16 protein-coding genes are annotated in these 24,349 nt (G+C 53.0%); 13 read left to right on the top strand and 3 right to left on the bottom strand.

Going from position 1 to position 24,349, the window contains the following annotated elements:
• Window positions 1-36 precede the first annotated feature (36 nt).
• From secD to AB1L42_RS05365, 8 genes are all read left to right on the top strand, one after another.
• Window positions 37-3,003 (top strand): protein translocase subunit SecD, encoded by a 2,967-nt coding sequence (gene secD, locus AB1L42_RS05400; RefSeq protein WP_367052165.1) that lies wholly within the window; start codon window positions 37-39, stop codon window positions 3,001-3,003.
• A gap of 314 nt (window positions 3,004-3,317) precedes the next feature.
• Complete coding sequence (locus AB1L42_RS05395) at window positions 3,318-3,788, top strand: ASCH domain-containing protein (protein WP_367052163.1); 471 nt, start codon at window positions 3,318-3,320, stop codon at window positions 3,786-3,788.
• Entirely contained in the window at window positions 3,772-4,986 is a 1,215-nt protein-coding gene (locus tag AB1L42_RS05390) for a class I SAM-dependent RNA methyltransferase (protein WP_367052161.1), read from the top strand. Before AB1L42_RS05395 ends, AB1L42_RS05390 begins: the two co-directional genes overlap by 17 nt.
• A 325-nt stretch (window positions 4,987-5,311) precedes the next feature.
• Entirely contained in the window at window positions 5,312-6,619 is a 1,308-nt protein-coding gene (locus AB1L42_RS05385; protein ID WP_367052159.1) for a DUF58 domain-containing protein, read from the top strand.
• Window positions 6,620-6,626: 7 nt separating this feature from the next.
• Window positions 6,627-8,942 (top strand): DUF3488 and transglutaminase-like domain-containing protein, encoded by a 2,316-nt coding sequence (locus AB1L42_RS05380; protein WP_367052157.1) that lies wholly within the window; start codon window positions 6,627-6,629, stop codon window positions 8,940-8,942.
• A 44-nt stretch (window positions 8,943-8,986) separates the two neighbouring features.
• A complete protein-coding gene (locus AB1L42_RS05375; RefSeq protein WP_367052155.1) occupies window positions 8,987-9,502 on the top strand; it encodes a CPBP family intramembrane glutamic endopeptidase in 516 nt (171 codons plus the stop codon).
• 40 nt (window positions 9,503-9,542) lie between these two features.
• Window positions 9,543-10,610, top strand: a complete 1,068-nt coding sequence (locus AB1L42_RS05370; RefSeq protein WP_367052153.1) for a tRNA-dihydrouridine synthase family protein — start codon at window positions 9,543-9,545, stop codon at window positions 10,608-10,610.
• A gap of 371 nt (window positions 10,611-10,981) precedes the next feature.
• On the top strand, window positions 10,982-12,100 hold the full coding sequence (locus AB1L42_RS05365) for a HEAT repeat domain-containing protein (RefSeq protein WP_367052151.1): 1,119 nt from the start codon (window positions 10,982-10,984) through the stop codon (window positions 12,098-12,100).
• A 37-nt stretch (window positions 12,101-12,137) separates the two neighbouring features.
• Here AB1L42_RS05365 and AB1L42_RS05360 read toward each other — a convergent pair whose 3' ends face one another.
• On the bottom strand, window positions 12,138-12,761 hold the full coding sequence (locus AB1L42_RS05360; protein ID WP_367052149.1) for a hypothetical protein: 624 nt from the start codon (window positions 12,759-12,761) through the stop codon (window positions 12,138-12,140).
• Window positions 12,762-13,370: 609 nt separating this feature from the next.
• On the opposite strand from AB1L42_RS05360, the gene AB1L42_RS05355 reads away from it, so the two are divergent.
• From AB1L42_RS05355 to AB1L42_RS05335, 5 genes are all read left to right on the top strand, one after another.
• Entirely contained in the window at window positions 13,371-14,213 is an 843-nt protein-coding gene (locus AB1L42_RS05355; protein ID WP_367052147.1) for a hypothetical protein, read from the top strand.
• 19 nt (window positions 14,214-14,232) lie between these two features.
• The gene (gene hemA, locus AB1L42_RS05350; RefSeq protein WP_367052146.1) at window positions 14,233-15,513 is read left to right on the top strand and encodes a glutamyl-tRNA reductase; all 1,281 of its coding nucleotides are present in this window, start codon (window positions 14,233-14,235) and stop codon (window positions 15,511-15,513) included.
• An 844-nt stretch (window positions 15,514-16,357) separates the two neighbouring features.
• Entirely contained in the window at window positions 16,358-17,875 is a 1,518-nt protein-coding gene (locus AB1L42_RS05345; RefSeq protein ID WP_367052145.1) for a hypothetical protein, read from the top strand.
• Between the two features lie 94 nt (window positions 17,876-17,969).
• Window positions 17,970-19,691, top strand: coding sequence for a DNA polymerase/3'-5' exonuclease PolX (gene polX / locus AB1L42_RS05340; RefSeq protein ID WP_367052142.1), 1,722 nt, complete (start codon window positions 17,970-17,972; stop codon window positions 19,689-19,691).
• An 84-nt stretch (window positions 19,692-19,775) separates the two neighbouring features.
• Window positions 19,776-21,179 carry an MBL fold metallo-hydrolase gene (locus AB1L42_RS05335; RefSeq protein ID WP_367052140.1) on the top strand — a complete coding sequence of 468 codons (1,404 nt, stop codon included), beginning with the start codon at window positions 19,776-19,778 and terminating at the stop codon, window positions 21,177-21,179.
• A gap of 42 nt (window positions 21,180-21,221) precedes the next feature.
• On the opposite strand, the gene AB1L42_RS05330 is transcribed toward AB1L42_RS05335, so the two are convergent.
• Both AB1L42_RS05330 and AB1L42_RS05325 read right to left on the bottom strand, forming a co-directional pair.
• Complete coding sequence (locus AB1L42_RS05330) at window positions 21,222-22,706, bottom strand: sulfatase (protein WP_367053171.1); 1,485 nt, start codon at window positions 22,704-22,706, stop codon at window positions 21,222-21,224.
• A gap of 168 nt (window positions 22,707-22,874) precedes the next feature.
• Window positions 22,875-24,305 (bottom strand): DUF1501 domain-containing protein, encoded by a 1,431-nt coding sequence (locus AB1L42_RS05325; RefSeq protein WP_367052138.1) that lies wholly within the window; start codon window positions 24,303-24,305, stop codon window positions 22,875-22,877.
• Window positions 24,306-24,349 lie beyond the last annotated feature (44 nt).

Raw genomic sequence — 24,349 nt, 5'->3', positions numbered from 1 at the left:
GACAGCCAGCTAAATACCGGGACGGAGCAAAACGGGATGAGTCCGTTGAATCTAGACTTGTTGCTATTCGCTCAGACGAGCATCACCACCGCTGAGGGCACTGCTGAGGCCGCTGAAGCTGCTGAGGTTAGTTCGGCAATGGGTTGGGGTGTTTTTCTCATCGTTGTCGCTGCCTTGGTGATCCCGTTCGTGGTTGGAAGCCTGTTGGCAACCGCCTTGAACCTCAAATCACTCTCGACACGCATCAGCCTTGTATTGCTGGCCATCACGTTGGCGGTGAGCCCGTTCATCATCACAAAAGCTGAAGGCAAGCCCTTCAAAGATGCGATTGATCTCGGGATCGACCTGGCCGGTGGAACCAACATGGTTTTCATGGTCGATAGAAAAGCTGCCGAAGCTGAGGGCAAGGTCATCGACGATGAGTTGATGAACAAGATGGTCGAAAAGGTCAAACAGCGTGTGAATCCGACCGGAACCGAAGAAGTGACCGTGCGGCGAGTCGGTTCTGACCGCATTGAAGTCATCGTTCCAGGTGCCGATCAAGAAAAAGTCGAGCAAGTTAAACGCGACATTATTACTCTCGGAGATCTTGAGTTTGCGTTGCTCGCGAATTCGGTGAATCACCAGGACATCATCGCCCTCGGGGACAACGTTGGCGAAGGCGAAAGGGTGTTTCGTGATGGCAAACTCATTGCCATGTGGCGCCGCCCTGCACTGGACGCCGACGGCGTTCAGAAAGTCACAGGCGGAGATCGTGTTCGAAGCCGGATCTTGACCGCCGAAGATGGGACTCCGCTCACCGATTCCGCTGGCCAACCGCTTCGCGAGTTTCTCGTTGTGGTTGATCCCGATCCTGCGAAACGAATCACTGGTCGTTATCTGGTGAGCGTTCGTGAGGAAATTACCGAAAAAGGTCTGGCGGTCGGATTTACGTTCAATCCACAAGGTGGTTATCTGTTTGGACAAGTGACTGCTCGAAATCGTCCTCAGGAAGGCGAAGGCTTCTACAGTCATCTTGCCGTTTTGCTGGACGGTCAAATCCACTCCGCTCCGACGATCAATGCTGTGATCACAACAACTGGTGTGATCGAAGGTCGCTTCACCGAGGAAGAAGTGGAAAATCTTCTCGGCGTGCTAAATGCTGGTGCTCTGGAAGTTCCACTGGTTTCCGAACCTGTGACGGAATTTACGATCAGTGCTCTGCTCGGTGAAGAAGTCCAGAAGAAGGGCTTCCTGGCGATTGGAATTGCTCTCGCTGCCGTCTTCATCTTTACGTTGGTGTACTACCTGAAATCGGGATTTGTGGCTGATGTCTGTTTGGCCATCAACATCCTGCTCGTTCTCGGAGCGATGTCGCTGATCGATGCAACCTTCACACTTCCCGGACTGGCTGGGCTTGTGTTGACGATCGGTATGGCGGTCGATGCCAACGTTCTGATCTTCGAGAGAATGCGGGAAGAACAAGCGCGTGGCTCAAGCATTCGCATGTCGATCAAGAACGGCTTCGAAAAAGCCTTCTCGACGATTTTCGATGCCAACATTACTACCTTGCTGACAGCGGTTGTGCTGTATTACATCGGAACCGATCAGATCAAAGGTTTCGCGGTGACTCTGTTCATCGGAATTCTGACCAGTATGTTCAGTGCGCTCTATATCGGCCGCCTGATCTTCGAAATTGCGGAACAGAAACGATGGCTCACTGATCTGAAAATGATGAGCCTGATCAACGCGGAAGGCATCAACTTCCTCGGCAAGAAACAGATTGCAGCAGCCGCTTCGGTACTGGTCATTCTCGTTGGTTTGACCGCCGTCGGAATGCGTGGTTCGGACAATCTGGATATTGATTTCCGCGGGGGATCGATGGTCACCTTCGGTTTCGAAGGCGAAGCTCCGGAGACTGAAGAAGTCCGTGAACTTCTGGCTCCACAATTCGAAGATGGGATCACGCTGGAGCAACTCTCCGTCACTGAAGGTGGAGAATCACGCAAGCTGTTCCGACTTCGAACTGTTGTTGATGAAACCGCCGTCGTGAGTCAGAAAATCAAAGAAGCTTTCGCAGATTCTGCGTTCCGTCTGGTTCAGCAATCGGTTCGCTATGAAGATCCAGTCGAAATTGTGGTCGAGGAAGGCTCAGAAGATGAACTGATGGCTGGCGGTTACGAAACGACTGTCGTCCTCTCAGAGAGTATGACACCGGCCGCACTCGCAGAAGAAGCCTTCGATTCACTGTCAAGCATCAAAGAACTGGCTGGAGTGGACGTCGAAGAGACTGTCGTCGCACGGTCATTGAACCCGGATGAGCCGAAGTCGAATGAAATCCGGCTGATGTTCGGTCCGTCTGTACCAGTTGAAGACGTCAATTCAGCGTTGAGCAACATGAAAGAAGACCTTGAGAAAGATCCGCACTTCGAGGAAGTGAACTCATTTGCTCAGTCTGTGACAGGCGACGCCAAATGGGCTGCCATCACAGCGATGGTCATCAGCCTGTTGATGATTGTGGCTTACCTGTGGATTCGCTTCCAACGTGTCACGTTCGGAGTGGCTGCCTGTGCCGCACTGATTCACGACGTCCTTGTGGTGCTGGGACTCGTAGCAATTGGGGCTTACCTGAGCGGAACGCCTCTGCGGTCGATCCTGATGCTTGAAGACTTCAAGATCAACCTTCCGATCATCGCAGCATTCCTGACCATCGTTGGTTACTCGCTGAACGACACAATCGTCGTGTTTGACCGAATTCGTGAGGTTCGAGGACGAAATCCTGCACTGACCGAATCGATGGTCAATGCGAGCCTCAATCAAACACTTTCGCGAACGATTCTGACCTCGCTGACGACGCTGATCGTCGTTCTCATCCTGTATGTGATGGGTGGGGAAGGAATTCATGGGTTCGCGTACTGTTTGATCCTTGGAATTCTTGTCGGTACTTACAGCTCCATCTACGTGGCGAGCCCGGTTCTCGTCTGGTTGATGAACCGACAGCAGAAGAAAGTTGCTTCCACCTAATCGCAGGAAGTAATGACTCAAGTTGAACTTTTGAAGCGGAGTTGCGTGGTGACACGCCTCTCCGCTTTCTGTTGCTGGGGCCTCAATTGACTGCCGGTCGACTGAGAAAACCAACGACAACCCTGGAAATCGATCCGGTGTGTGCATAGAAATGTGCTCATTGCAGCGGGCTTGATGTCTGCAGTCACCAGCGCTCGAACATTTGGAAATGGTTTTCTCAATCACCTGCACCCGCAGCGATCTCGGACGAACCGAGTGAGAGAGACTTCGAAAATGTTTGAGTCAGGCGTGCTTCGTCTCAAGAACAAGAAATCGTGTCTTCTGACTCTCCACAACATCCCAACCCGGAACTAATTGCACTGGCGATTCAGCAACCGTGGGCCGAGTTGATTCTTCGCGGAATCAAGACTGTCGAAATTCGATCGGTCTCGCCGGGGAGTCAGTCGCTGGTATACCTGTACAGTTCCCGGAAACTATCACGAATCGCGTCAGCACGGACCGCGATTGAAAAATACGACCTGGACCGGAAGACGCTCCCGACGGGAGTGATTGTCGGAACAGCCACAATCAACGGATGCACATCGAGCACTGCAGGTGATGCAGATGCCGCGTGCGTTTCCCCACTTGAACTTGAAGGTCAATACAGCTGGCACCTGGAAGATCCACAGCGGATCGTTCCCTGCCTGACTCCGAAGTACTTCCCTTACGGGATGTGGTTTTATCCATTTCGGAGACGTTCATCGGGCCCCAGCAGAAAGAAAACCACTGATGACTCAACAGCTTGATCTCGTCGCAATCACCGCTTTCGGACTCGAGGCCGTTGTCGCACGTGAACTGCGAGACCTCGGATACGACGAAACGACTGTTGAAGACGGTCGAGTTCGATTCAAAGGCGACGCAGCTGCGATCTGTCGCACCAATCTCTGGCTGCGGTGTGCGGAGCGAGTGCAGGTCGTCGTTGGCGAGTTTGACGCTGTCGACTTTGATCAGCTGTTCGATCGAACAAAAGAACTTCCGTGGGAAGAGTGGTTGCCGGTCGACGCGATCTTTCCAGTCGGTGCTCGAAGTGTGCGATCGGTCATCAATAGCCCGCGCAACGTTCAGCGCATGGTCAAACGTTCGATCGTCGAACGACTCAAAACGGTCTACAACCGACATCGGTTCGCGGAAGATGGAGTCGAATATCCCGTCGAAGTTTCCATTCTTCGCGACAAGGTGCTGATGACGATCGACGCAACCGGAGACGGGTTGCACAAACGCGGATACCGGCAGCTTGTCGGTCCTGCCCCCTTGCGGGAAACTGTCGCTGCGGCGCTGTTGAAACTCAGCTATTGGAATCGGAACCGATTGCTCGTCGACCCATTTTGTGGCTCCGGAACCATCGCCATTGAAGCTGCCTTGCTCGGGAGAAATATGGCCCCGGGACGTGACCGAAGTTTCGTCTCTGAAAACTGGAATCAAATCGACCTGAAGCACTGGAAGGATGCCCGTCAGGAAACCCGAGACCTCATCGAACCGCCGCTTCCCATCCGAATCGTCGCACGTGATCGTGATCGCAAGATGATTTCCATTGCCAAGCGGAACGCGAATGAAGCGGGGATCTTTTCGGAGATCTTCTTCGAAGCCAAAGACTTTATCTCCTTCCCGACCGATCGCGATTACGGCTGCACCGTGGCGAATCCTCCCTATGGAGAACGCCTCGGAGAAAAGAGCGAGGTCCGTCAGCTTCATCATGACATGGGAGAACTTTTGATCCCGCTTGATGACTGGTCGCACTACATCTTCACGAGTGCTGATAACTTCGAACGTGAGTTTGGCAAACGGGCAGATCGTCGGCGCAAGATTTTCAGTGGTCGAATCCCCTGCACTTACTATCAGTATCCTGGACCTCGTCCACCGCAAGAGGCGAATGAGACCGAGTCGGAAAACGCCGAGACAAATGTCGACACCGAGGACGACTACTCTGCACCGGGTGAGTTTTAGCTCGCAAGTGATCAGCCGGTTGCATCAAATCAATACTTGCTCGCATTCGGCAGTCCGTTGATTCTCTTCCGCTGGCAAACTTAGGTGCCGACGCAAGACGAACAGAGCGGTTCTGTACGCACTTTCTCGCCGTTTGCTGCGATCAGCCGTCTTACGAGGTCGACATCTTCTCATTAAGAAGCGGAATCTCTACGGAAACCATCCTTGCCATTTCTGATGGGATGCTCACAATTTAGTGAGCGGCGAATCGATGCCGCCTCACTCTGGATCGAGCATGCCCCCGAAACATCCTCTTCGTCGAATATCCATCCCAGGAATCCTGCTCATGGTTCTGGGACTCACGCTTGTCGTCTTCGAGATGTGGTCGGGCCGGGTTTACAACCAACTCGGATCAGCAGGACGTGTCGCTGCTATTTTGAGTGGAACAGCCTTTTCGGTCTGGGGACTGAAAGAGGTAATCGCCGGTATGTTTCCCAGCTGGACGAAATCGAGTGACAGTTTTCTGCTGCCTGTCGAAGGCTGGGCCTATCTGATCATCATGTGCGTGCTGTTTGTCGGTGCTCTGATCGGACGCAGCAATTTGCTGCTGATGGTTTTCGCTTCCATGGCGGGACCATTCATCATGAATGGATGGTTTACCTTCACCATGCTGCGACGCCTGAATGGCGGGCGAGTTCTGCCTGAACGCGTCATGGCTGGGGAGACCTACACAACGACAATCATTCTCGAAAACCGAAAGTCATGGCTGGCTGTCTGGCTAATGCGAGTTCTGGACTCGGTCACCAAGGGGAACAGCTATATCAAACCGGAAGTGATGTTCGTGCGAATTCCTCCCCGGGAATCGCGGCAAGGGCATTATCAACTTCGACTGCATGAGCGGGGCCGGTATCGATTTGGGCCAATGACGGTGACAACGCGATTTCCTCTCGGGTTGGTCCAACGGGGAACCGGGCTCGATGTGAACGACGAGTTGCTGGTGTACCCACGCGTCGGCACATTGACGCCGAAATGGAGAAAACTCCTTCAATACTCTTTCGAGCTGGTCACGGATGTCCAAACTCAGTCGGGATTGTTCCATGACGAGATGAGCCGTATTCGCGAATACCGTGCAGGCGATGACCCTCGCATGATTCACTGGAAGACTTCCGCACGCACCAACGAGCTGATGGTTCGTGAATACGAAGAGAGCCGCGATCGGGATTTGTTGTTGATTGTCGACTGTTGGCAACCCGCAACACCGACTCTGACCTCGCCTGATGAATTTGAACGTGGCCTCTGTTTTGCGACCACTGTCTGCATGGAGCATCTTCGAGGCAGCCGTGAATCTTCGTTGAGTGTCCGGCTGGTTGGAAAGAATTCCGTGAATTGGCAAGGCGACAAAGGCGAGTCACACCTGGATCAACTGCTCGATGCATTTGCCGAGGTGACGAGTTCGAGTCAGATCACTCTGGATTCCGTTCTCGAAGGTCTCGACGATCAGCAATCTCGACAATTTCGAGTTGTTTTGTTGTCTGCTCGGGCCGAAGAATTTCGCGACAAGCTGACTCACTCGACAGACTCTCGTTACCCCGAAATGCAAGTGCTCGGAATGTCGGCTGACGAGTTAAGTCCTTTGTTTTACCAGGCGAAGTGAAGCAAGCATGCGACAAATCCTTTACATCAGCCTGACTGTGATGATCTCCTTATCGGGGATTGTTTTCGCTGTTGCTGAAGGGTCGCCTCTGGCAGGTGTGACCCTGTTGATTGCGCTGGCCACACTCTTGTTCGTGGACATCGAAGATAAGTTTTCCGTCCCGGTTTCAATCGCCAATACATTGGGATTGATCGCATTCTTCGTGGCAGGTATCGAGTTTTTCGGCGGACAGATCGAGTCGAGGCTTCTCGCTGGAGGCCACCTGATCGTGTACCTCACCTGGGTCAATCTGATTCAGAAGAAGAGCAATCGGCAAATTTGGTGGCTCTGCGCGCTGAGCATCCTGCAGATTGCCACAGCTTCGGTCCTAACGACATCAATGTGGTTCGGAGGAGCGCTCGTTCTGTACTCCTTCGTCGCGACCTGGACGTTGTCAGTCTTCCTGCTTTACCGATCGACAAAAGAAACCGATGACACTCAAAAGAGCGGGCCGCTTGAACAAGGATCGAATTTTGTTGTGGGAGACGCCTGGAAGGGGGTTTCGCGCGATGTCGACCACCGACTGGTCAATTTCCGATTTGTGATGGTCACAGGAGTCGTGACCTGTCTGTCTCTGGGAATCGGTCTGATGTTCTTTCTGTTCACACCTCGAGTGTGGATCGGAAATTACACTCTGTTCGGGGATGAAGCTGTCGCAGGACGTTCACTGACCGGTTTCACTGATGAAGTTCGCTTGGGAGACATGAGCGAAATCATGGAGAACAGTGCTCCGGTCATGCAGGTCACACTTCACCATCGACAGCAAGAACGTCCATTCACGCTGAAAGAAGCAGAAGCATATTTCGGCCCCGATCCATTGTTTCGAGGGACCGTAATGGAAGAGTACGATAATGGGCGCTGGAAGCAGGTCCGCTACCCCGGCCCTGAAACTCCGCGGTCACAGATTAGAAATACGACGATCGAACAGAAGTATCGAATGTCGCCATTGAATTCAACGACCTTGTTTAGCTTCGGCGATGCTGTGGGCGTTGCTGGAAGAGGGACATTCGTTGAAGCTTACTCAGACGAGTTGAAACGAAATCCGGACATCCGCTCAAGTCAGCGGAATTTTGAATACAGCGTGTACGCAAACCTTGGTCCGCCAGACGCAACGAAATCACAGCTGCGCGAGAGCTGGCCTCCGTACTACAAAATGTTCTTTGCTCCCAGCGTCTACTTCTCCGGTTCGTCATTCGGGCAACAACAAGGTGGTTATGTCGGTCGGCAGTTGCGGGTCCCTGACGACCTGCAGAGAGTGACTGACCTGGCACAATCAGTCGTGGGTGATGAAGAGGACGACTACTTGAAGGTCCAGCGTCTTCTGCGCTACTTTGATAGCCCGGAGTTCGAGTACTCTCTCGACCTCAGTGTGACAGATGCTTCGATCGATCCGCTTGAAGATTTCGTGTTCAATAGAAAGTCCGGACACTGCGAATACTATGCTTCTGCGATGGCCATCATGCTCCGAGGAGTCGGAGTTCCTTCTCGCTTGATCAGTGGCTTCAAAGGGGGGAGTTTTGACGCCGATGGTCTAACTTTTCGAGTTCAACAGCTGCACGCTCACTCCTGGGTGGAGGCCTTCATCGATGGGTCCTGGTTGACCGTCGATCCCACGCCGGCAGCGAGAGAAGTTGCCGTCCAGAAATTGGAGGGCTCGTTCCTTGGACTCTCTGAATTGTGGTCCAACATTCGTCAGATGTGGAGCACCGGTGTGAGAATGTCCAAATCACAGCAGCAAGAACTCATCTATTCTCCGCTGAAATCGATCGCGATCGAAAGCTGGAATAACGTGAAAGAATTCGCGGAGAGCGACAAGACCGCAACGCTTCGGAGTTTCGTGGCATTTCTGCGTTCACCGCGACAGTGGTTCAGCGTGACCGGCGGTATCGTGGCATTTGTCCTCATGGTTCTGTTGAGCGCGATCGTCTGGTGCATCAAGAAATTGATCCAGCTAGTTCGCTCCATCAACGATGCGCGCTCGATGAAGCGCCGACACCGTTCCCAGGTCCAGTTCTTCGACCGGTTTGTTCAAATCCTTTCAAAGATGGGTATTCATCAGTCGGCGAGCCAGACCGCACGTGAATTCGTTAAGAGTTCGATGGTTGAACTGAAACAACCTCTCAGTGATGCTGGCCTCTCGGAATGGCCCGACGAACTCGTCGAGCTTTTCTATCAGGTTCGTTTCGGCGGAAGCACGATGTCACCGCAACAGTCGCAGCAAATCGATCGTGAACTGAAAAAGCTTCAGGACTGTGTTGATCAGCGAGAGAATGCCAAATCGTGAATTTGAACGACCGCTTTGACTTTCTACGTTTCACTGGCATATTCATGCTCTCGCTGCTGGTGATCACGCTCGGGATCGCACACTTCGCGGAAATTCCGCTGATGAGTCGCATCCACTGGTCGGTCAGTGACTTTCTCATCGGAGTCATCGCAGCGATTTCGATGTTCGCCGTGTTTGGCCAACTTGGCTCTTTGAGAGAAGAGGCCGGCAATCGACTCGGGCAGTCGCTCGCGAGTTGCCGCTGGTTCGATCTGGCGATTCTGGCTGTCGTAGTCGGCATCGTTGAAGAACTGTTATTCCGTGGATTGATCGAACAGTCTCTGCAATCGCTGGGACCTTGGACGGCATTGTTGATCACGAATGTTGTCTTTGGAGTATTGCACGCTGTCTCTCCGTTGTACGCAGTTGTGGCAGGCGTGTTGGGTGCGATCCTCAGCGGCCTCGCCTGGGGGATCGGTGACTTCAATCTGTTGCGGCCGATCGTTGCTCATTCTCTTTATGACTTCATTGGATTTATGATTATCGCGGGCGACTACAAACGTTCCGCGGAATCGACTTAAGACTCATTCTGCGCAAGCTTCCCACTTCAATAGTTTTCCCATGACAACTCACGTCCAGCCAGAACCACTTGTGACTCGCCCTCCATTGAAGATCGGTGAGATTGAACTTGCGCATCCGTTTGTTCAGGCAGCTCTCAGTGGTTACAGCGACTGGGCGATGCGGCGCGTGGCGAAAGATTTCGGAGCTTCCTACACACTTGCTGAAGTGATGATCGACCGGTTCGCGAACGACGCTCGTCTGAACGCGCGGACCCGGCATCACTTCTACATTTCTGACGATGACCATCCTGTCGGCGCGCAGCTGATGGGCGCTGATCCGATCGACTTCGCGCAGGCGGCGAGAAAGCTCTCTGCACTCGGTTACGATGTCATTGACATCAATTTCGGATGCCCGGTAAAGTCCGCCATCGGTGGATGTCGCGGTGGCTTTCATCTTGGTCAGCCGGATCAGGCGATTGAAATTCTTCAACGTGTCCGGGAAAATGTTCCTCCGTCGATCCCTGTCACCCTCAAGATGCGAAGAGGAATTGATGACTCGCCGGAGAGTCGCGAGCGATTCTTTGCCATCCTTGCAGCGGCCTATGACAACGGGTTGGCTTCCGTCACCGTTCATGGCCGGACAGTCGAGCAAAAATATCGTGGGCCCAGTTCCTGGGAATTCTTGAAGCAGGTCAAAGAGTTCGCCGGGGACCGAGCGGTCCTCGGAAGCGGGGACTTATTCTCAGCGGAAGACTGCGTCGCCATGATTCGTGAAACAGGCGTCGATGGAGTCACAATCGCTCGGGGTGCGATCGGAAACCCTTGGATCTTCCAGCAATCGATCGAACTCTGGAAGCATGGAACTCCGCCTGAACCTCCCAGCGTCTTTGAACAACGTGAGGTCCTGCAGCAGCATTTGAGCTATGCGATGGAGCTGATTCCCGGTTCTGCATTCGGAATCATTAAGAAGTTCGGATTCAAATACGCGCGCCTGCATCCTTTAGAGATCGAGATTCGCAAAGCGTTTCAGAAGATGCGAACGGAAACGGACTGGAACCACATTCTCGATCGGTTTTATCGCTCGGACGGGGCGGGCAAGTTTCCGAGCGTTGACGAAACACAGGGATGAAACTCAGGTCCTCGCGAATTGTTCCCCTCCTCTGACCTGAGACGCTATTTGTCCAGTGGTTGGAGCTGAGAATAGGCATTCGCACATCCAAGAATAGAGCACTTTCACAGCGTTTCAGCTCGAAGTTGATCGTACTTTTGCAGGCTTCTGTGTGAATTTTCTGTGCAACTGGCCCGGCGTTTCTTGGTGTGTAGCGACAAACTGATGTGAAAATCGCGGTGTTCTTGATTCAACACCGCGAAGCTCTAGACTTCTGTTTGAACAGCGACCGAATGCAGAGCTTTGATGCGGAGAAAATTCCGCGATTGCGCCTGCCCGTCGATCACTCTTCGACTTCTAAACAGCTCCAACGCCTCAGGACTTCTCCGTTCATGACAGACCCATCCCAGAATCCCATGGACAATGATGAGAAATCATCCGGGCCGATGAACAATGAAGAGATTTCCTCGGAGCCAACGAACAGCGACGAAAGTTCTTCCGGAGCGACTGCAGACTCACAGGTTCAGCTCCCGAACGAGTTGCCACCTGTTGAGCCCCCCTCGGCCGGGATGATCATTCAGCTGTTTCTCATTCCAGCTGTGATCGTTGCCGTGATCGTCGGGGTGTACACCATTTTCGGAACGCTCGCTTCGCAAGAACTCGACTGGCGTCAGCTCGTGATGGACGTCAAGAGCGAGAATCCGCATGTTCGCTGGCGGGGTGCATTGGGCCTCGCTCAAATGCTCGATGCGGATAAGCAGCGTGGCGAAGAGAGCCAAAACCTGGACGCAAATCCGGAGATCGCCGAAGCACTCGCTGAACTCTATTCCAAACTCTCCAGCCCCAGCTCTCCAACCGACGAAGAGGAGAAACAGATTGAGTTTCTGTCCAAAGCTCTCGGTCGGATGAATGTTCAGGACGTCATCCTCCCCGTTTTCCGAGAAGGGGTTTCCAGTGACCGCGACGTCATCGTTCGAAAGCACTCGCTGATCGGGATCGCGATGCTGGCAGGTTCCGTTCAGGAATCCGGAGCAAAGATGAATGACCCGGAACTAGTTGCGGAGCTTGTCGAGATCTCTCGTGAACCGGAGCGGCTCCTCCGCCATCAGGCTGCCTACGCTCTCGGCCTGTTGGACTCACCCGCTGCCGAAGAACGCTTGCACGAACTGCTTCAAGATCCTGACCAGATGACTCGCGTCAATTCGGCCATCGCGCTGGCGAGAACTCGCTCAACCGACGGACTCTTCATCTTTTCCGAACTAATTGATGAAGGAGCGAACTGGAAAATGGACCCCGGTTCGGTCAAGACTCTCGATCAGGAATCGGAATACTTCGAGCGGATGCTAATGCTTCTCAACGGTGTCAAAGCTGTCGGACTGCTGGCTCCAGAGCTGAGTGCAGACGAACGCACCCAGTTACTGGAGTCACTCGACCAACTCTCGAAGAGCTCGCAAGATGCCGTTTTGAATTCAGCGATTCTCGAAGTTCGTGCTCAGCTGAAGAACAACTGAGCACGACAGCTTCACACTTTCCAAGCGATGAATCACATCAAGCGGCAGCTGAGTTGCCTGTCGATCGGTTCATGACAGCTTCGCGGGCAAAGCGATGCCATTGGAGACGCGAAAGAGGTTTACGGCCGATGGTGAACTCCAGCACGGAGAGCGAGTGGATTCCGCTGAACAGGAATGCGAACGACAGATAGTCGAGCATTCCTGTTTTGATTTGACGCTGTTTGAGCGTTCCAGGAAACCCTTCCAATCGCCGCGTCCAGAGGCATTGGCATCGATCAACATCCTTGATCGGAATGACCAACTTTCCGCCGGGTTTCAGGCAAGACAGAAGATTCGCGAGTGCGATCGTTGATTCCGGTGTAACATCGGGAGTGAGAAACGCAGAGTTGTTGCGAATCAACACGCGATGCATCGACAGCGTTGAGTATCGGATGGAAGCTGCTGGAGATCCGACTGCCACGATCTCAGAATCAGTTTCGTCGGCTCGATCAGCGATCCCGTTGATCGTTCCTCCTCGACGGCTAAGCTGGACGACCCAGTCATCACTGCCGTCGCTGACGTCGAGGATCGGCTTGCGCGAGAAGCCACCGAGCTTGCGAACCAGCATATTGAACTGTTTGGCGTTCAGATCACCGCACCCGTCCAAATCGAGCTTGGACATGGATCATCCTCCGTGATGACTCGACAAAACGTATCACGTGTTCACTTGAACACAGTTGTTCCGGCAATTCTCGACGAAACGAGCCATGCCTCTCAGCGTGGTTGCACACTGCAGCGAGGCACGTTGGCGATTCGTGAATTTGTCTTGACCGTGAACTCTTGCTAAACGAATCGAATGCGAGTCCCTCTTTCCTCGCGTTATTCCTCGGAAATCCGGGCAATTCGTCCTGTACAGCAAGCATGTCCGAACGATCAAACAACTCTGAACAACTAGGCAACTTAGAGCGTCTTGTGCGATTCCGAACCATTTTCAGGATCTCTCCGCAGTCGCATGAACTCTCTCTTGCCAAGAAAAGAGCGTCTGCCAGTGCAGATTCATGGAATCTCGTTCGAACTTTGCTGATGCTTGCCCATCGTGCTGGCTGGATTCCGTATTCTGGATGGTTCAGGCCATCTGAATCGATCCCGCCCAGCGATCGATTCTGCAAACAGACAGCCTAGAAATCTTTGGTTCGACTCTCCGTACGCCATTGACGGGAGTGAGTCGCCGGGAAAAAATAAGAATTCACTCCTATATGAATCTCACCGCGATGGTCGACAGGACCTCAAGATGCGTTTGGAAAATGTGACGGTCTTCTGCTTCTTTGCGAGCTACTTGTGCGCACTTGTGCTCGAATTGACGCAGTTCCTGCGACAGAGCGTCACGATGAAGTGGTCCTCGCTCGGGTTGACGTTCGCAGGATTGATCGCACAGACGATTTACCTCGTCGAGCGCAGTCGCCAGACCGATCTTCCTCCGTTGCTCGGTTCTTCCCATGACTGGCTGCTTGTTTCCGCCTGGCTGGCGGTCGTCTGGTTTCTCGGAATGAAGGTCTGGGACAGCCGATTGTCGATCGGAATCTTCGTCCTTCCGCTAGTTCTGGTACTCGTGGGAACCTCTCAATTTGCCAGCAGCGAGCCCAATCCGCGGGTTGGGATTTCTTACTGGGGCAGCCTGCTGCATGCGGCATTGTGGGTTTTCGGAATCCTCGGTGTGATCCTCGCGATGATTGTCAGCGTGATGTATCTTCTCCAGCATCGTCGACTTAAGCACAAACGAGCAGAATTGCCAGCGTTGCATTTGCTCAGCCTGGAACGACTCAACCGAATCAACTGGTGGTTGATCGTCTGTTCCGTACCACTGCTCACTCTGGGAATGATCACAGGGTTGTGGATGTCTTATCTGGCGCAATCCTCGAGTGATCCGGTGAGTCTGGCCAACTCGACGTTTGTTGCCTTTTCGTTGATCTGGCTAGGGATGGCTGTTCTGTTTGGATGGCTGGTCGTTTCGAGAAAAGCGACCGGTCGACTGGTCGCATGGCGGACGATGCTGGCTTGCACGTTTTTGCTGGTCACGCTGCTGGCGATCAAATTCCTCAGTGTCGATGGAATTCACGCTCGAGAATTGATCTGAGGAACTACATCGAAGAGATATGAACGTCCAGGTCGTTTACTGTAATCATCAGAATGCCAACCTCGCGTTGCGAGAACGCCTTGCGTTTTCGTCAGACGAACTGCTTGTTCGCGCATATGATGAGCTGCGAGCCCGGTTCCCAAAGTCGGAGCACGTTGTCATTTCCACCTGCAATCGAGTGGAACTGTACACAGCCCAGGAAGATCCGGCCGATACTCCGACTCACGATGACCTCGCTCGTTTCTTTTCGGATTTTCATCAAGTCCCGGTCATCGAGTTCTTCGACGATCTCCTCGAATGTCAGGGACCGGAGGCGGTCAGACATCTGTTTGAAGTCGCTTCCAGCATCGACAGCATGGTTCTCGGCGAAAGCCAAATCGTCAATCAGATCAAAGCTGCCTATCAGCTGGCGATGGACAGTTCTGCTAATGGACCGCTGACGAACTCTTTATTCCAGCGGGCGATGGCGGTCTCAGCGCGTGTCCGAACAGATACAAGGCTCTCTGAAGGCCGGGTCTCAATTGCCAGTGTTGCTGTCGGTGATTTCGGGAAAAGCATCTTCGATCGCTTCGACGACAAGACTGTTCTGATCCTCGGGGCAGGTGAGATGGCCTCCGAAACGTTGATGTACCTTCGTGATGAAGGGGTTCGGCAGATCAACGTTTGCAATCGACGACTCGAACGTGCCGAAGCCCTCGCCAGAGAGTTTTCCGGGCAGGCACATCCTTGGGAATCACGATTGGAACTTCTCGGGCAGGCAGATGTTGTCGTCAGTACAACTGGAGCCGAACGCCCCATCTTGACGGCGGAAGACTTCAAACCGATTCGCAAGAAAACCGGACCGAAGCCGGTCTTCATTCTCGATCTCGGAGCGCCGCGAGACGTCGATTCGAACGTCAGTCATATCGATGACGGAATTTTCCTCTACAACATCGACGACCTCGAAGCGACCTGCACTGCGAATCGCAAAATGCGGGCTGCCGAGATCGCCAAAGCTCGCGAAATCATTGAGGAAGAGACCGCAAGCTTTATGCATGATATCTATCATAAAGCGACCGGTCCCATCGTGAAGCGGCTCCGCGAGCACTGGCATGAAATCAGTCGCCAGGAGCTCGAACTACTGTTCCGTAAGCTCCCCGAACTCGACGATCGACAACGCGAAGCATTCGAAAAAACGATTCATCGCGTCGTCAACAAACTTCTGCATCCGCCTTTGGAAACCCTTCGCGATGAAGCCCGCAACGGTCCGCCGGTGGGAATGCTGAACACGTTGAAACGGCTCTTCCATCTCCGTGACTGAAGAGCAGAATCGTTCAGAGTCGCCACCTCTTTCGAACCTCTACGTTGACGGCTGAGTGACATGCGGCTCGCGAGGGAGACTTCTGGCAATTCCGGAATATGTGGATTAATAGCCCCCAGTTCGTCAGGAAAATCTACCGCAGCGGAGAATTCCTTGACTCCGGCATCCCCCTCCGTAAACTTAAATCTGGTGGGGATTTCCTATCCTCACAGAAGATTTGAGAAGACTTCGATTCCGGAAGTCTCCGAGCAATCGAAGCATTTTCGAAACAACAATTCGCAGCAGTTCAACGTTCTCAACACCCACGTTCCTGAGAATGCTTGCAATTCAGCCGACTGTGCCGGTCAGACATCAATTCGCCAATGTATCGATTATCTGACGACAACAATATCTGCTGAAGTCTGCGGGCAATTGATTCGAGTAAACTGAGAAGAGTCCTCGTTGTCAGTTCAGTGACCAGAAGACAAGTCTCGTCGTAGATTTGCAGATCACCTCGATTGAGGCGATTGGTTTGGTCAAAGTCCTTCGAATACGTCCCTGTGCGGCAACAACTATGGCACTTCATAACGATCGTGATGAAGTTGCAACTGATGGCGTTGAGTAAACCAAGAACAACCGATCAGATTGGTGACCGAGCGCAAAGTCACACACTCATGACTGTGTCCATTTGCCGGGATTGTCATCGTCACTCGATTCCTGAGGTCACTCATTCCGATTTGAACTCAAGAATTCGCAGATTGCAGGACTAACGAAGCCAAGACGTTTAAGCGAGTGCACACGGAAGAGCAACTTGCTCTAGTATTTCGATACGATTTCAGATCCAAACGGTCCAGAGGGGACTTTGATGGCAAGTACAAAACCGACGGCAGTGCACTTCTCGCTTGTCTTCTTTGTGATGACAACGCTTATTCTGTTTCTGGTCTGGTATCTGACCTTCAAAGAACAGAAGACGCTCGCACAAAAACTCGAAGAGACTCAAAGTCGAGCCCAGAGCGTTGAACAGGCCAACTCCGGACTTCTCTCGGATATCGACACGCTCCGAAATCTGCTGGGTGTCAACCTCGAGCAAGTTGGCAGCGCCGGTGCTGGAGACGCCAACACGCTTTACGGGTCGATGGCCAAGTCGTTGAATGATCTCGGAATGGAACAGGTTCAGCCGAACCCGCAGACTCCGAATGTTCTCGCGACGCTGCAGTCCATGCGGTCTGCTTTGAACGCAGCTCAGACCACCAACAACGAATATCAAACGGGACTGGCTGACACGGAAAGCCGACTCCGACAGGAACAAGAAGCAGCCCGTAACCGAGCTGCGGAACTGCAAAACTCTCAGGAAACTTCAGAGCAGAAGCTCCAGAAGAACATCACCGACCAGAACGAATTGCTCGCTGAAAAGAACCGCGAAATTCAGCAGACTCGTAATGACCTCAATGCTGAGCGGGTGGCCAAAGAACAAGTCAGTGATGAACTGGACCGTGTTCGACGGGAACTGGGCGAAGAAATCAGCCTCCTGGAGAAAGCCAACGACTTCCTTCGCGATCGCCTGAACGATCTCGAGAACCTCAGCTTCGATAAGCCAGACGGAAAAATCGTTCGAATCGAAAACTCGACCCGACGTGTCTGGATCAATCTGGGAAGCCGCGACAACCTTCGCACTCAGGTCACTTTCAGTGTTTACATTCGCGACAATCGTGGAGTGGGCCGAGGACGACAGGACATCAAGGCAAAAATCGAAGTCAGCGAAGTTCAGGGACCGCACCTGGCTGAATGTCGCATCATCGACGAAGACTTCGACCGACCAATTCAGGAAGGCGACCCGATCTACTCTCCGCTCTTCTCACCAGGCGTGAAAGAATACTTCTCCTTCGTCGGCATCGTCGACATGAACGGAGATGGCGAGAGCGATCGCGACTTGCTGCATGACATCATCGAAAACGCCGGTGGCGGAATCGAAATCGAAGTCGACGACCTTGGAAACCGAAATCCTCCAGGTCGCAAGATGACCGTGAAATCGAAGTTCCTCGTGGTTGGCGAAATCCCTGATCCGGCCGAACTCGCCGGATTCGACGAACGACGCGATGACATTCAGAAGATCATGGACGAACTGACCGCCCTTGAGAAGGAAGCTCGTCAGCAGGGAATTCGAAAGATCACCTTCGGAGACTTCCTGAACTTCATCGGCTACGAGAATCAGCAACGACTCTTCGTCCGTGGAGAGAACCGACCGTTCCAACTCAAATACGGTGCACGAAGCTCTTCGACCAACGAAGAGTTGGGTTCAGACCGAGCATCTGACGGATCGACTTCCGGTCGGTTCCGCCAGCAAGACAGTGGATCAACTGGTTCATCTCGCTTCCGTAACTGATTCGATTCGACGGAAGACGACTCACGACACTACAATTCAGAGCCTTCCTGATTTTCAGGGAGGCTCTGTTTGTTTCTGATGGGATGCACGCGTTATGACGAATGCGGAGATCGCTCGTGTCTTCGATGAAATCGGAGACCTCCTCGAAATTCAGGGCGCTAACTCCTTCCGTGTTCGCGCTTACAGAAACGCATCGCGAACGCTTGAAGGGCTTTCCGATCCCATTTCCGATCTGGCCAGCGAAGGCGCCTCTGCCTTGACGGAACTTCCGGGGATCGGAAAAGACATCGCTGCCAAGATCGTCGTTCTGCTGGAAACCGGTTCGATCCCACAGCTTGAGGAGCTTCGCAATGAGGTCCCTCCGGGAGTGGTCCAGATGCTCAGGATCCCCGGCATCGGCCCTAAGAAGGTCGGTGCGATCTTCTCTGAACTGAATGTGACGACACTCGCAGATCTGAAAGCCGCTGCCGAGTCAGGCCAGATTGCGGAGATGAAAGGCTTTGGGAAGAAGACCGCCCAAACGATTCTGGAAGGTCTCGAACAGATCGCTGCAGCGGGAAATCGTTTCTATCTGGCTGAAGTGAAACCGGCTGCCGAAGAAATTGTCGCCGATCTGAAGAGTTTGAAGTCGGTCTCTCAAGCTGAGCTTGCAGGAAGTGCGAGACGTCGCAAAGAGACGTGCGGTGATCTCGACCTGCTCGTCACTTCGACCGATTCGAAAGCTGTCATGGACCGGCTCGCGAGTCATGATCAGGTCGAGAAGGTCCTCGCACGCGGTGATACAAAACAACGAGTGCGTTTGAAAATTGGAATCGAGCTCGATCTTCGCGTCGTCCCTGAAGATTCATACGGGGCTGCGATGCAGTACTTCACCGGTTCCAAAGAACACAACATCGTGATTCGTCAGCGTGCTCAAAAGCGAGGGCTGAAACTCAATGAGTACGGGCTGTACCGCGATGAAGAACTGGTCGCGAGCCGGACAGAACCCGACATCTATGAAGCTGTCGATCTCCCATGGATTCCTCCCGAGCTGCGAGAGAATCGAGGAGAAATCGAAGCGGCTGAGGAGGGAACGGTTCCGGATTTGATCGAAGTCAAACAGATCAAATCAGATCTGCACATGCACACAACAGCGACTGACGGAACTGCCAGCATCCGAGAGATGGCCGAGGCAGCGAAAGCACGTGGTCTGAAATACATCGCGATCACGGACCATTCCAAACGAGTGACAATGGCCAACGGCCTCGACAGTGATCGATTGCGAAAGCACTGGGAAGAAATTCGGTCGGTCGCGGAGAGCATCAGCGGGATTGAAGTGCTTTGTGGAATTGAGTGCGACATCCTTGAAGATGCTGAGCTCGACCTACCCGACGATGTGCTCAGCGAGGCAGATTGGGTGATTGCCGTTCTGCACTACGGTCTGAAGCAACCACGCGAACAGATCATGAAACGATTGCTGAATGCTGTTCGCAACCCGAATGTGTGCGCGATCGGGCACCCCAGTGGCAGAATTATCGGTCGCCGTCAGGGAGCTGATATCAATTACACCGACCTCTTCAAAGCTGCCGCTGATGAAGGTGTGATGATGGAAATCAATGCTCACCCATCGCGCCTCGACCTCAATGAAATTCAAGCAGCCTCCGCGAAAGATTTTGGAATCCCGATTGTCATCAACACCGATGCACACTCAACATCGGGATTCGATGTGCTCGAGTACGGAATTTATCAGGCACGTCGAGCAGGCCTTGAGAAGAAAGATGTCGCCAACACACTTCCGCTTTCGAAATTTCGACGACTTCTGCGAACGTCGTCTTAGTGCAGCAAGTCAATTGTCGGAAGGCACGAGTTCAAGCACGTCCAGAGTACATGTTCATTTGATGAAGTGGCTGGAGTTGATCCCATGAAACTGACTTTTCTCGGCGCTGCTGGAGAAGTGACTGGTAGCCAACACCTGATCGAGACGACTCACCGCCGAATACTTCTCGATTGCGGTTTCTTTCAAGGTCCGCGAGCAGAGTCTCGACGGAAGAACGAGACTTTTCATTGTCAGCCGAAAGATCTCGACGCTGTCATTCTGTCTCACGCTCACATCGACCACTGCGGAAATCTTCCGCAGCTGTATCGCAAAGGATTCCGAGGTCCAGTCTTCTGCACAGATGCCACTGCCGATATCGCTGAAATCATGCTGATGGATTCGGCCAAGATTCAGCGTGAAGACGCAAAGTATCTGACGCGCAAGCTCAAGAAGAATCATCCTCCCGTTGAACCTCTCTATACTGAGGAAGATGTCAGAGAACTGATCCGTAACTTCGAACCCTGTCTCTTTTCGAAGTGGTATGACCTGACAGATGACGGCGAAGTCCAGCTTCGCTTTCATCCAGCTGGACACGTGCTCGGATCTGCGATTACCGAACTGCTCGTCAAAGACGGAACGGAGCATCGAAAGGTTGTTTTCACAGGCGATCTCGGAAGACGAGACATGCCACTGCTCAAAGACCCTGTCCCTGTGGAAGGGGCAGACGTGCTGATCTGTGAGTCGACATACGGGAACCGCATTCACCCCCCTGCTCAGGATATTAAATCGGAACTGAAACGCATTATTGGGGAAGCTCACCTTCAAGGTGGGCGAGTGATCATTCCAGCTTTCAGCTTCGGTCGAACTCAGCAGATCGTTTACTACCTCAACGAGCTGACCAACAGTAAAGAGTTGGACTGCCTGCCGATGTTTCTGGACAGCCCACTGGCATCGCGCCTCACCCAAGTCTTTCGCCGCTACGATCACACCCTCGACGCAGATGTGCAGGAAACTCTGCGCTTCGACGATGACCCATTCGGTTTCGAATGTCTGACAGAGATTGAGAGCCAGAAACAGAGTATCGAACTCAATGATCGTCGCGGCTGTTTTGTCGTCATCTCCGCGAGTGGAATGTGCGAGAATGGTCGCGTTGTCCATCACTTGAAGCAGGCGCTTCCCCATCCTCAGAATCACGTCATCCTGATGGGCTACCAAGCCCCGCACACGACCGGTCGCCACATCGCTGAACGCCGAAAGTTCGTCCGCATTTTCGATCGCGATGTGGCCCTGAACGCCAAAGTCGAACAACTGGAAGGCCTGTCCGCCCACGCGGATGTTGTCGACTTCAAATGGTGGTTCGAAGAGTCAACGAAGCGCGGTCACTTTGGCAAAGTCTTTCTCGTTCATGGAGAAGCTGACTCTGCCAAAGCACTCGCGCAGACAATACGAGATTACTGCGACGAAGACCCCATCATTCCCCAATTTGGGGAGTCGTTCGACATTCCGTAATCGGGACTGAAACGGATCTTCTTCGTGAACAGTCGAAGTTGATTAAGTGCTCGCCCGTGGAAGATCGACAATTTCAAGTCCTTCGGACGAGTCGCCCACTTCTTGCTGCAACTCGAACAATCGAGTCTTGAGTTCTTGCAGCACGTCGCTGTAGATGGGTTCAGCGACAACGTTTCGCATCTCATGCGGATCTTCGCGGAGGTTATAGAGTTCCCAATGAGGTTCCGTCACCGACTTCGAAGCTCCGGGAGCATCGAGCGGTTGACCGTAGAAGTAAATCAACTTGTAATTCGCTGTTCGAATCCCGAAGTGTGCGGGGTTGTCATGGTGAGCCATATGCATCCAGTAGCGGTAATACGTTGCATCCGGCCAGTCGGCGGGGGCAGCTTGCCCTTCGAGTTGTGACTTAAAACTTCTTCCCTGCATAAACTCAGGTTTTTGCACCCCAGCGAAATCAAGAATGGTTGGAGCAAAATCGACATTGTTGATGATCGATTCCACTCGCGTTCCAGCAGGAACAGACTCCGGATACCGCACGAGAAAAGGCATTCGCAATGACTCTTCATACATCCATCGCTTATCGATGTAATCATGCTCGCCGAGCATAAACCCCTGATCTGCCGAATAGATCACAACTGTATTCTCAAGCTCGCCAGTTTCTTCCAGGTGCGATAACAATCGGGCAACATTGTCATCGACTCCGCGAACACATCGCAGGAATTTCTTGAGGTATCGTTGATACGCTTCTCGCTTGTAATCGTCTCCGGTGAGATTTGAATCGACGAACATATGATGACCCATATTGCGTCGGGTGTTCCTCAATCCGACCGAAGTCCCGTATTGTTCGAGCCCTAACGGACCATGCTTTTCACGCTCCCAAAGACTCTCAGGCTCGGGGATCTCAACATCTGAATAGAGCCAGTCGTAACGCTCTGCGTTCTCGAAATTGTCGTGAGGAGCTTTGAAGTGATGCATGAGAAAGAAGGGACGATCCTTCTGCTTGCGTGTCTTGAGCCACTTCAAGGAGATATCAGTAATCGCATCAGACGAGTGCTTGCTGTCGTATCCCGAAACCTGATACGTATTGTTCGGCCAAGGTTTGGGACCATCCACTCGAAACACCGGATTAAAATAAGACCCCTGACCCGGTAAGACTGTGTAGAAATCGAAAGCTGCCGGTTCTGCCTTTAAGTGCCATTTTCCGACCATCGCTGTTTCGTAGCCAGCTTCTCCCATGAGCCGAGCCAGATGCTGTTGGGGTTCGGCGATTGTTCCACTCAACGTCGTCACTCCATTCACGTGGGAATATTGCCCCGTCATGATTGTGGCGCGACTTGGAGTGCAGATCGAATTCGTGCAGAAGACGTTGGTCGCAATCGCCCCTTCTTTCGCCAGTCGATCGATCGTCGGAGTCGGATCGAGTTCTGCTAAACGACCTCCGTAAGCTCCAATTGCGTGAGCTGCGTGGTCGTCAGACATGATATACAGAATGTTGGGCTGATCGGCCGATCGAGCCTCGCTTCCCATTCCGCTGAAACTGAAAAGAGTAAGAACGATCGTCAGAGACAATCCCAACCAACGACGCAATCTGTTCGACAACACAGCGTTCACAAGTCGTCCTTCCTGAGTCACAATCACTGTTTCAAAAAATACAGTTTCAGCTACGTTTGAATTGCTGCTACGAAACTTCAGCAGCTACGCGATCAGCTCGGGAATGACCTCAGCCCCGAACTGGCTCAACTGTTTGAATCTTCCTGCGTGGAAGTATGTCAACTTATTGTCGTCGAGGCCAAGCAAGTGGAGAAGTGTGACGTGCAGGTCGCGAATCGGATGCACGCATTCGACAGCTTCGGCTCCGATTTCATCGGTCGCTCCCACGATCGCCCCTTTCTTCACACCCCCACCAGCGAGCATCATGGTCATGGCGTCAATGTTATGACCTCGTCCCAGAGAATAGACTCCCCCGCGACGATTGTTGTCCGGCGTACGGCCGAATTCTCCCGTCCAGATCACGAGAGTCTCATCGAGCATTCCGCGTCGTTTGAGGTCTTTGATGAGGGCAGCAACCGGTTTATCAACACTGCGGATTCTGGAAGAGTGTCCGCGTTCCAGATAGTCGTGGCTGTCCCAGCCTCCGGAGAAGATTTGGACAAAGCGCACACCGTTTTCAACCAGACGACGCGCCATCAGACATTGTCGACCGAATTTTTCCGTTTCTGGGTCGTCCAGCCCGTACATCTGCTGAATGTGTTCCGGCTCTTTCTCCAGTTGAATCACATCCGGAACCGCAGTCTGCATTCGAAATGCGAGTTCATAGCTTTCCATGCGTGCTGAAAGGGCATCATGCTGAGGATGTCTCGCAGCGTGTCTCTCATTGAGTCGAGCGAGTTCATCCAATGCTCGACGTTGATGGTCTCGACTCTTGAACGACGGGGACTGCAAGTCGAGGATCGGAGAACCTTCTGGACGCAGCCGTGTCCCCTGAAAATGTGCCGGGAGGAAGCCATTGCTCCAGTTGCCTGGACCTCCCTGAGGAAGAGCCAACTCCGTCATGACAACGTAGCCGGGAAGATTTTGATTCTCAGTTCCCAAGCCGTATGTCGCCCAGGCTCCGAGCGCTGGATCTGCCCCCAGGCGGCTCCCTGTGTTCATGTGGTAAAGAGCTTCAGGATGATTAAGCGACTCCGCCTGACATCCTCGATAGTTGCACAACTCATCAGCTACTTCGGGATCAGCCAGATGAACCCATTGGTCACACATGTCCAATCCGGACTCTCCGACCTTGCGAGTTCCGAACGGACTGCGAACGTAGAATCGAAATCCGTTCTCAAGACCGGCCGTCATTTTGGACTCTGTCTTGTGAAGCTCATTCAGCTTGGGTTTGGGGTCGAAAGTGTCGGCCTGACTTGGTCCACCTTCCATGAAAAGCATGATGCATGCTTTGGCCTTCGCTGGGTGCATCGGCGGCTTATTCGCCAGCGGGCCAGGGGCAGCGTCAGCTTGGACGCCTTCCTTCGCAAGAAGGTCGCTCAAAGCCACGGAACCTAAACTTGCGCCCAGTCCGTACAGAAATTCGCGGCGTGATGACAACGTTGACACTGGTCGAGAGCAGAGAGGTTTTCGCATTCTGACAGCTCCGTGATAAGAGTTCGAATTCAGTCGGAACCGAA

Source organism: Thalassoglobus sp. JC818 (genome assembly GCF_040717535.1).
In the GTDB taxonomy this organism is placed as follows: domain Bacteria; phylum Planctomycetota; class Planctomycetia; order Planctomycetales; family Planctomycetaceae; genus Thalassoglobus.
This window is presented reverse-complemented; position numbering and strand designations above follow the sequence as displayed.

Coding starts and splice junctions, on each gene's coding strand:
- polX (WP_367052142.1), top strand. CDS start 17,970: ATGACGAATGCGGAGATCGCTCGTGTCTTCGATGAAATCGGAGACCTC.
- AB1L42_RS05375 (WP_367052155.1), top strand. CDS start 8,987: ATGCTCTCGCTGCTGGTGATCACGCTCGGGATCGCACACTTCGCGGAA.
- hemA (WP_367052146.1), top strand. CDS start 14,233: ATGAACGTCCAGGTCGTTTACTGTAATCATCAGAATGCCAACCTCGCG.
- AB1L42_RS05365 (WP_367052151.1), top strand. CDS start 10,982: ATGACAGACCCATCCCAGAATCCCATGGACAATGATGAGAAATCATCC.
- AB1L42_RS05345 (WP_367052145.1), top strand. CDS start 16,358: ATGGCAAGTACAAAACCGACGGCAGTGCACTTCTCGCTTGTCTTCTTT.
- AB1L42_RS05360 (WP_367052149.1), bottom strand. CDS start 12,761: ATGTCCAAGCTCGATTTGGACGGGTGCGGTGATCTGAACGCCAAACAG.
- AB1L42_RS05330 (WP_367053171.1), bottom strand. CDS start 22,706: ATGGGAAGCGAGGCTCGATCGGCCGATCAGCCCAACATTCTGTATATC.
- secD (WP_367052165.1), top strand. CDS start 37: ATGAGTCCGTTGAATCTAGACTTGTTGCTATTCGCTCAGACGAGCATC.
- AB1L42_RS05390 (WP_367052161.1), top strand. CDS start 3,772: ATGACTCAACAGCTTGATCTCGTCGCAATCACCGCTTTCGGACTCGAG.
- AB1L42_RS05335 (WP_367052140.1), top strand. CDS start 19,776: ATGAAACTGACTTTTCTCGGCGCTGCTGGAGAAGTGACTGGTAGCCAA.
- AB1L42_RS05385 (WP_367052159.1), top strand. CDS start 5,312: ATGGTTCTGGGACTCACGCTTGTCGTCTTCGAGATGTGGTCGGGCCGG.
- AB1L42_RS05370 (WP_367052153.1), top strand. CDS start 9,543: ATGACAACTCACGTCCAGCCAGAACCACTTGTGACTCGCCCTCCATTG.
- AB1L42_RS05355 (WP_367052147.1), top strand. CDS start 13,371: ATGCGTTTGGAAAATGTGACGGTCTTCTGCTTCTTTGCGAGCTACTTG.
- AB1L42_RS05380 (WP_367052157.1), top strand. CDS start 6,627: ATGCGACAAATCCTTTACATCAGCCTGACTGTGATGATCTCCTTATCG.
- AB1L42_RS05325 (WP_367052138.1), bottom strand. CDS start 24,305: ATGCGAAAACCTCTCTGCTCTCGACCAGTGTCAACGTTGTCATCACGC.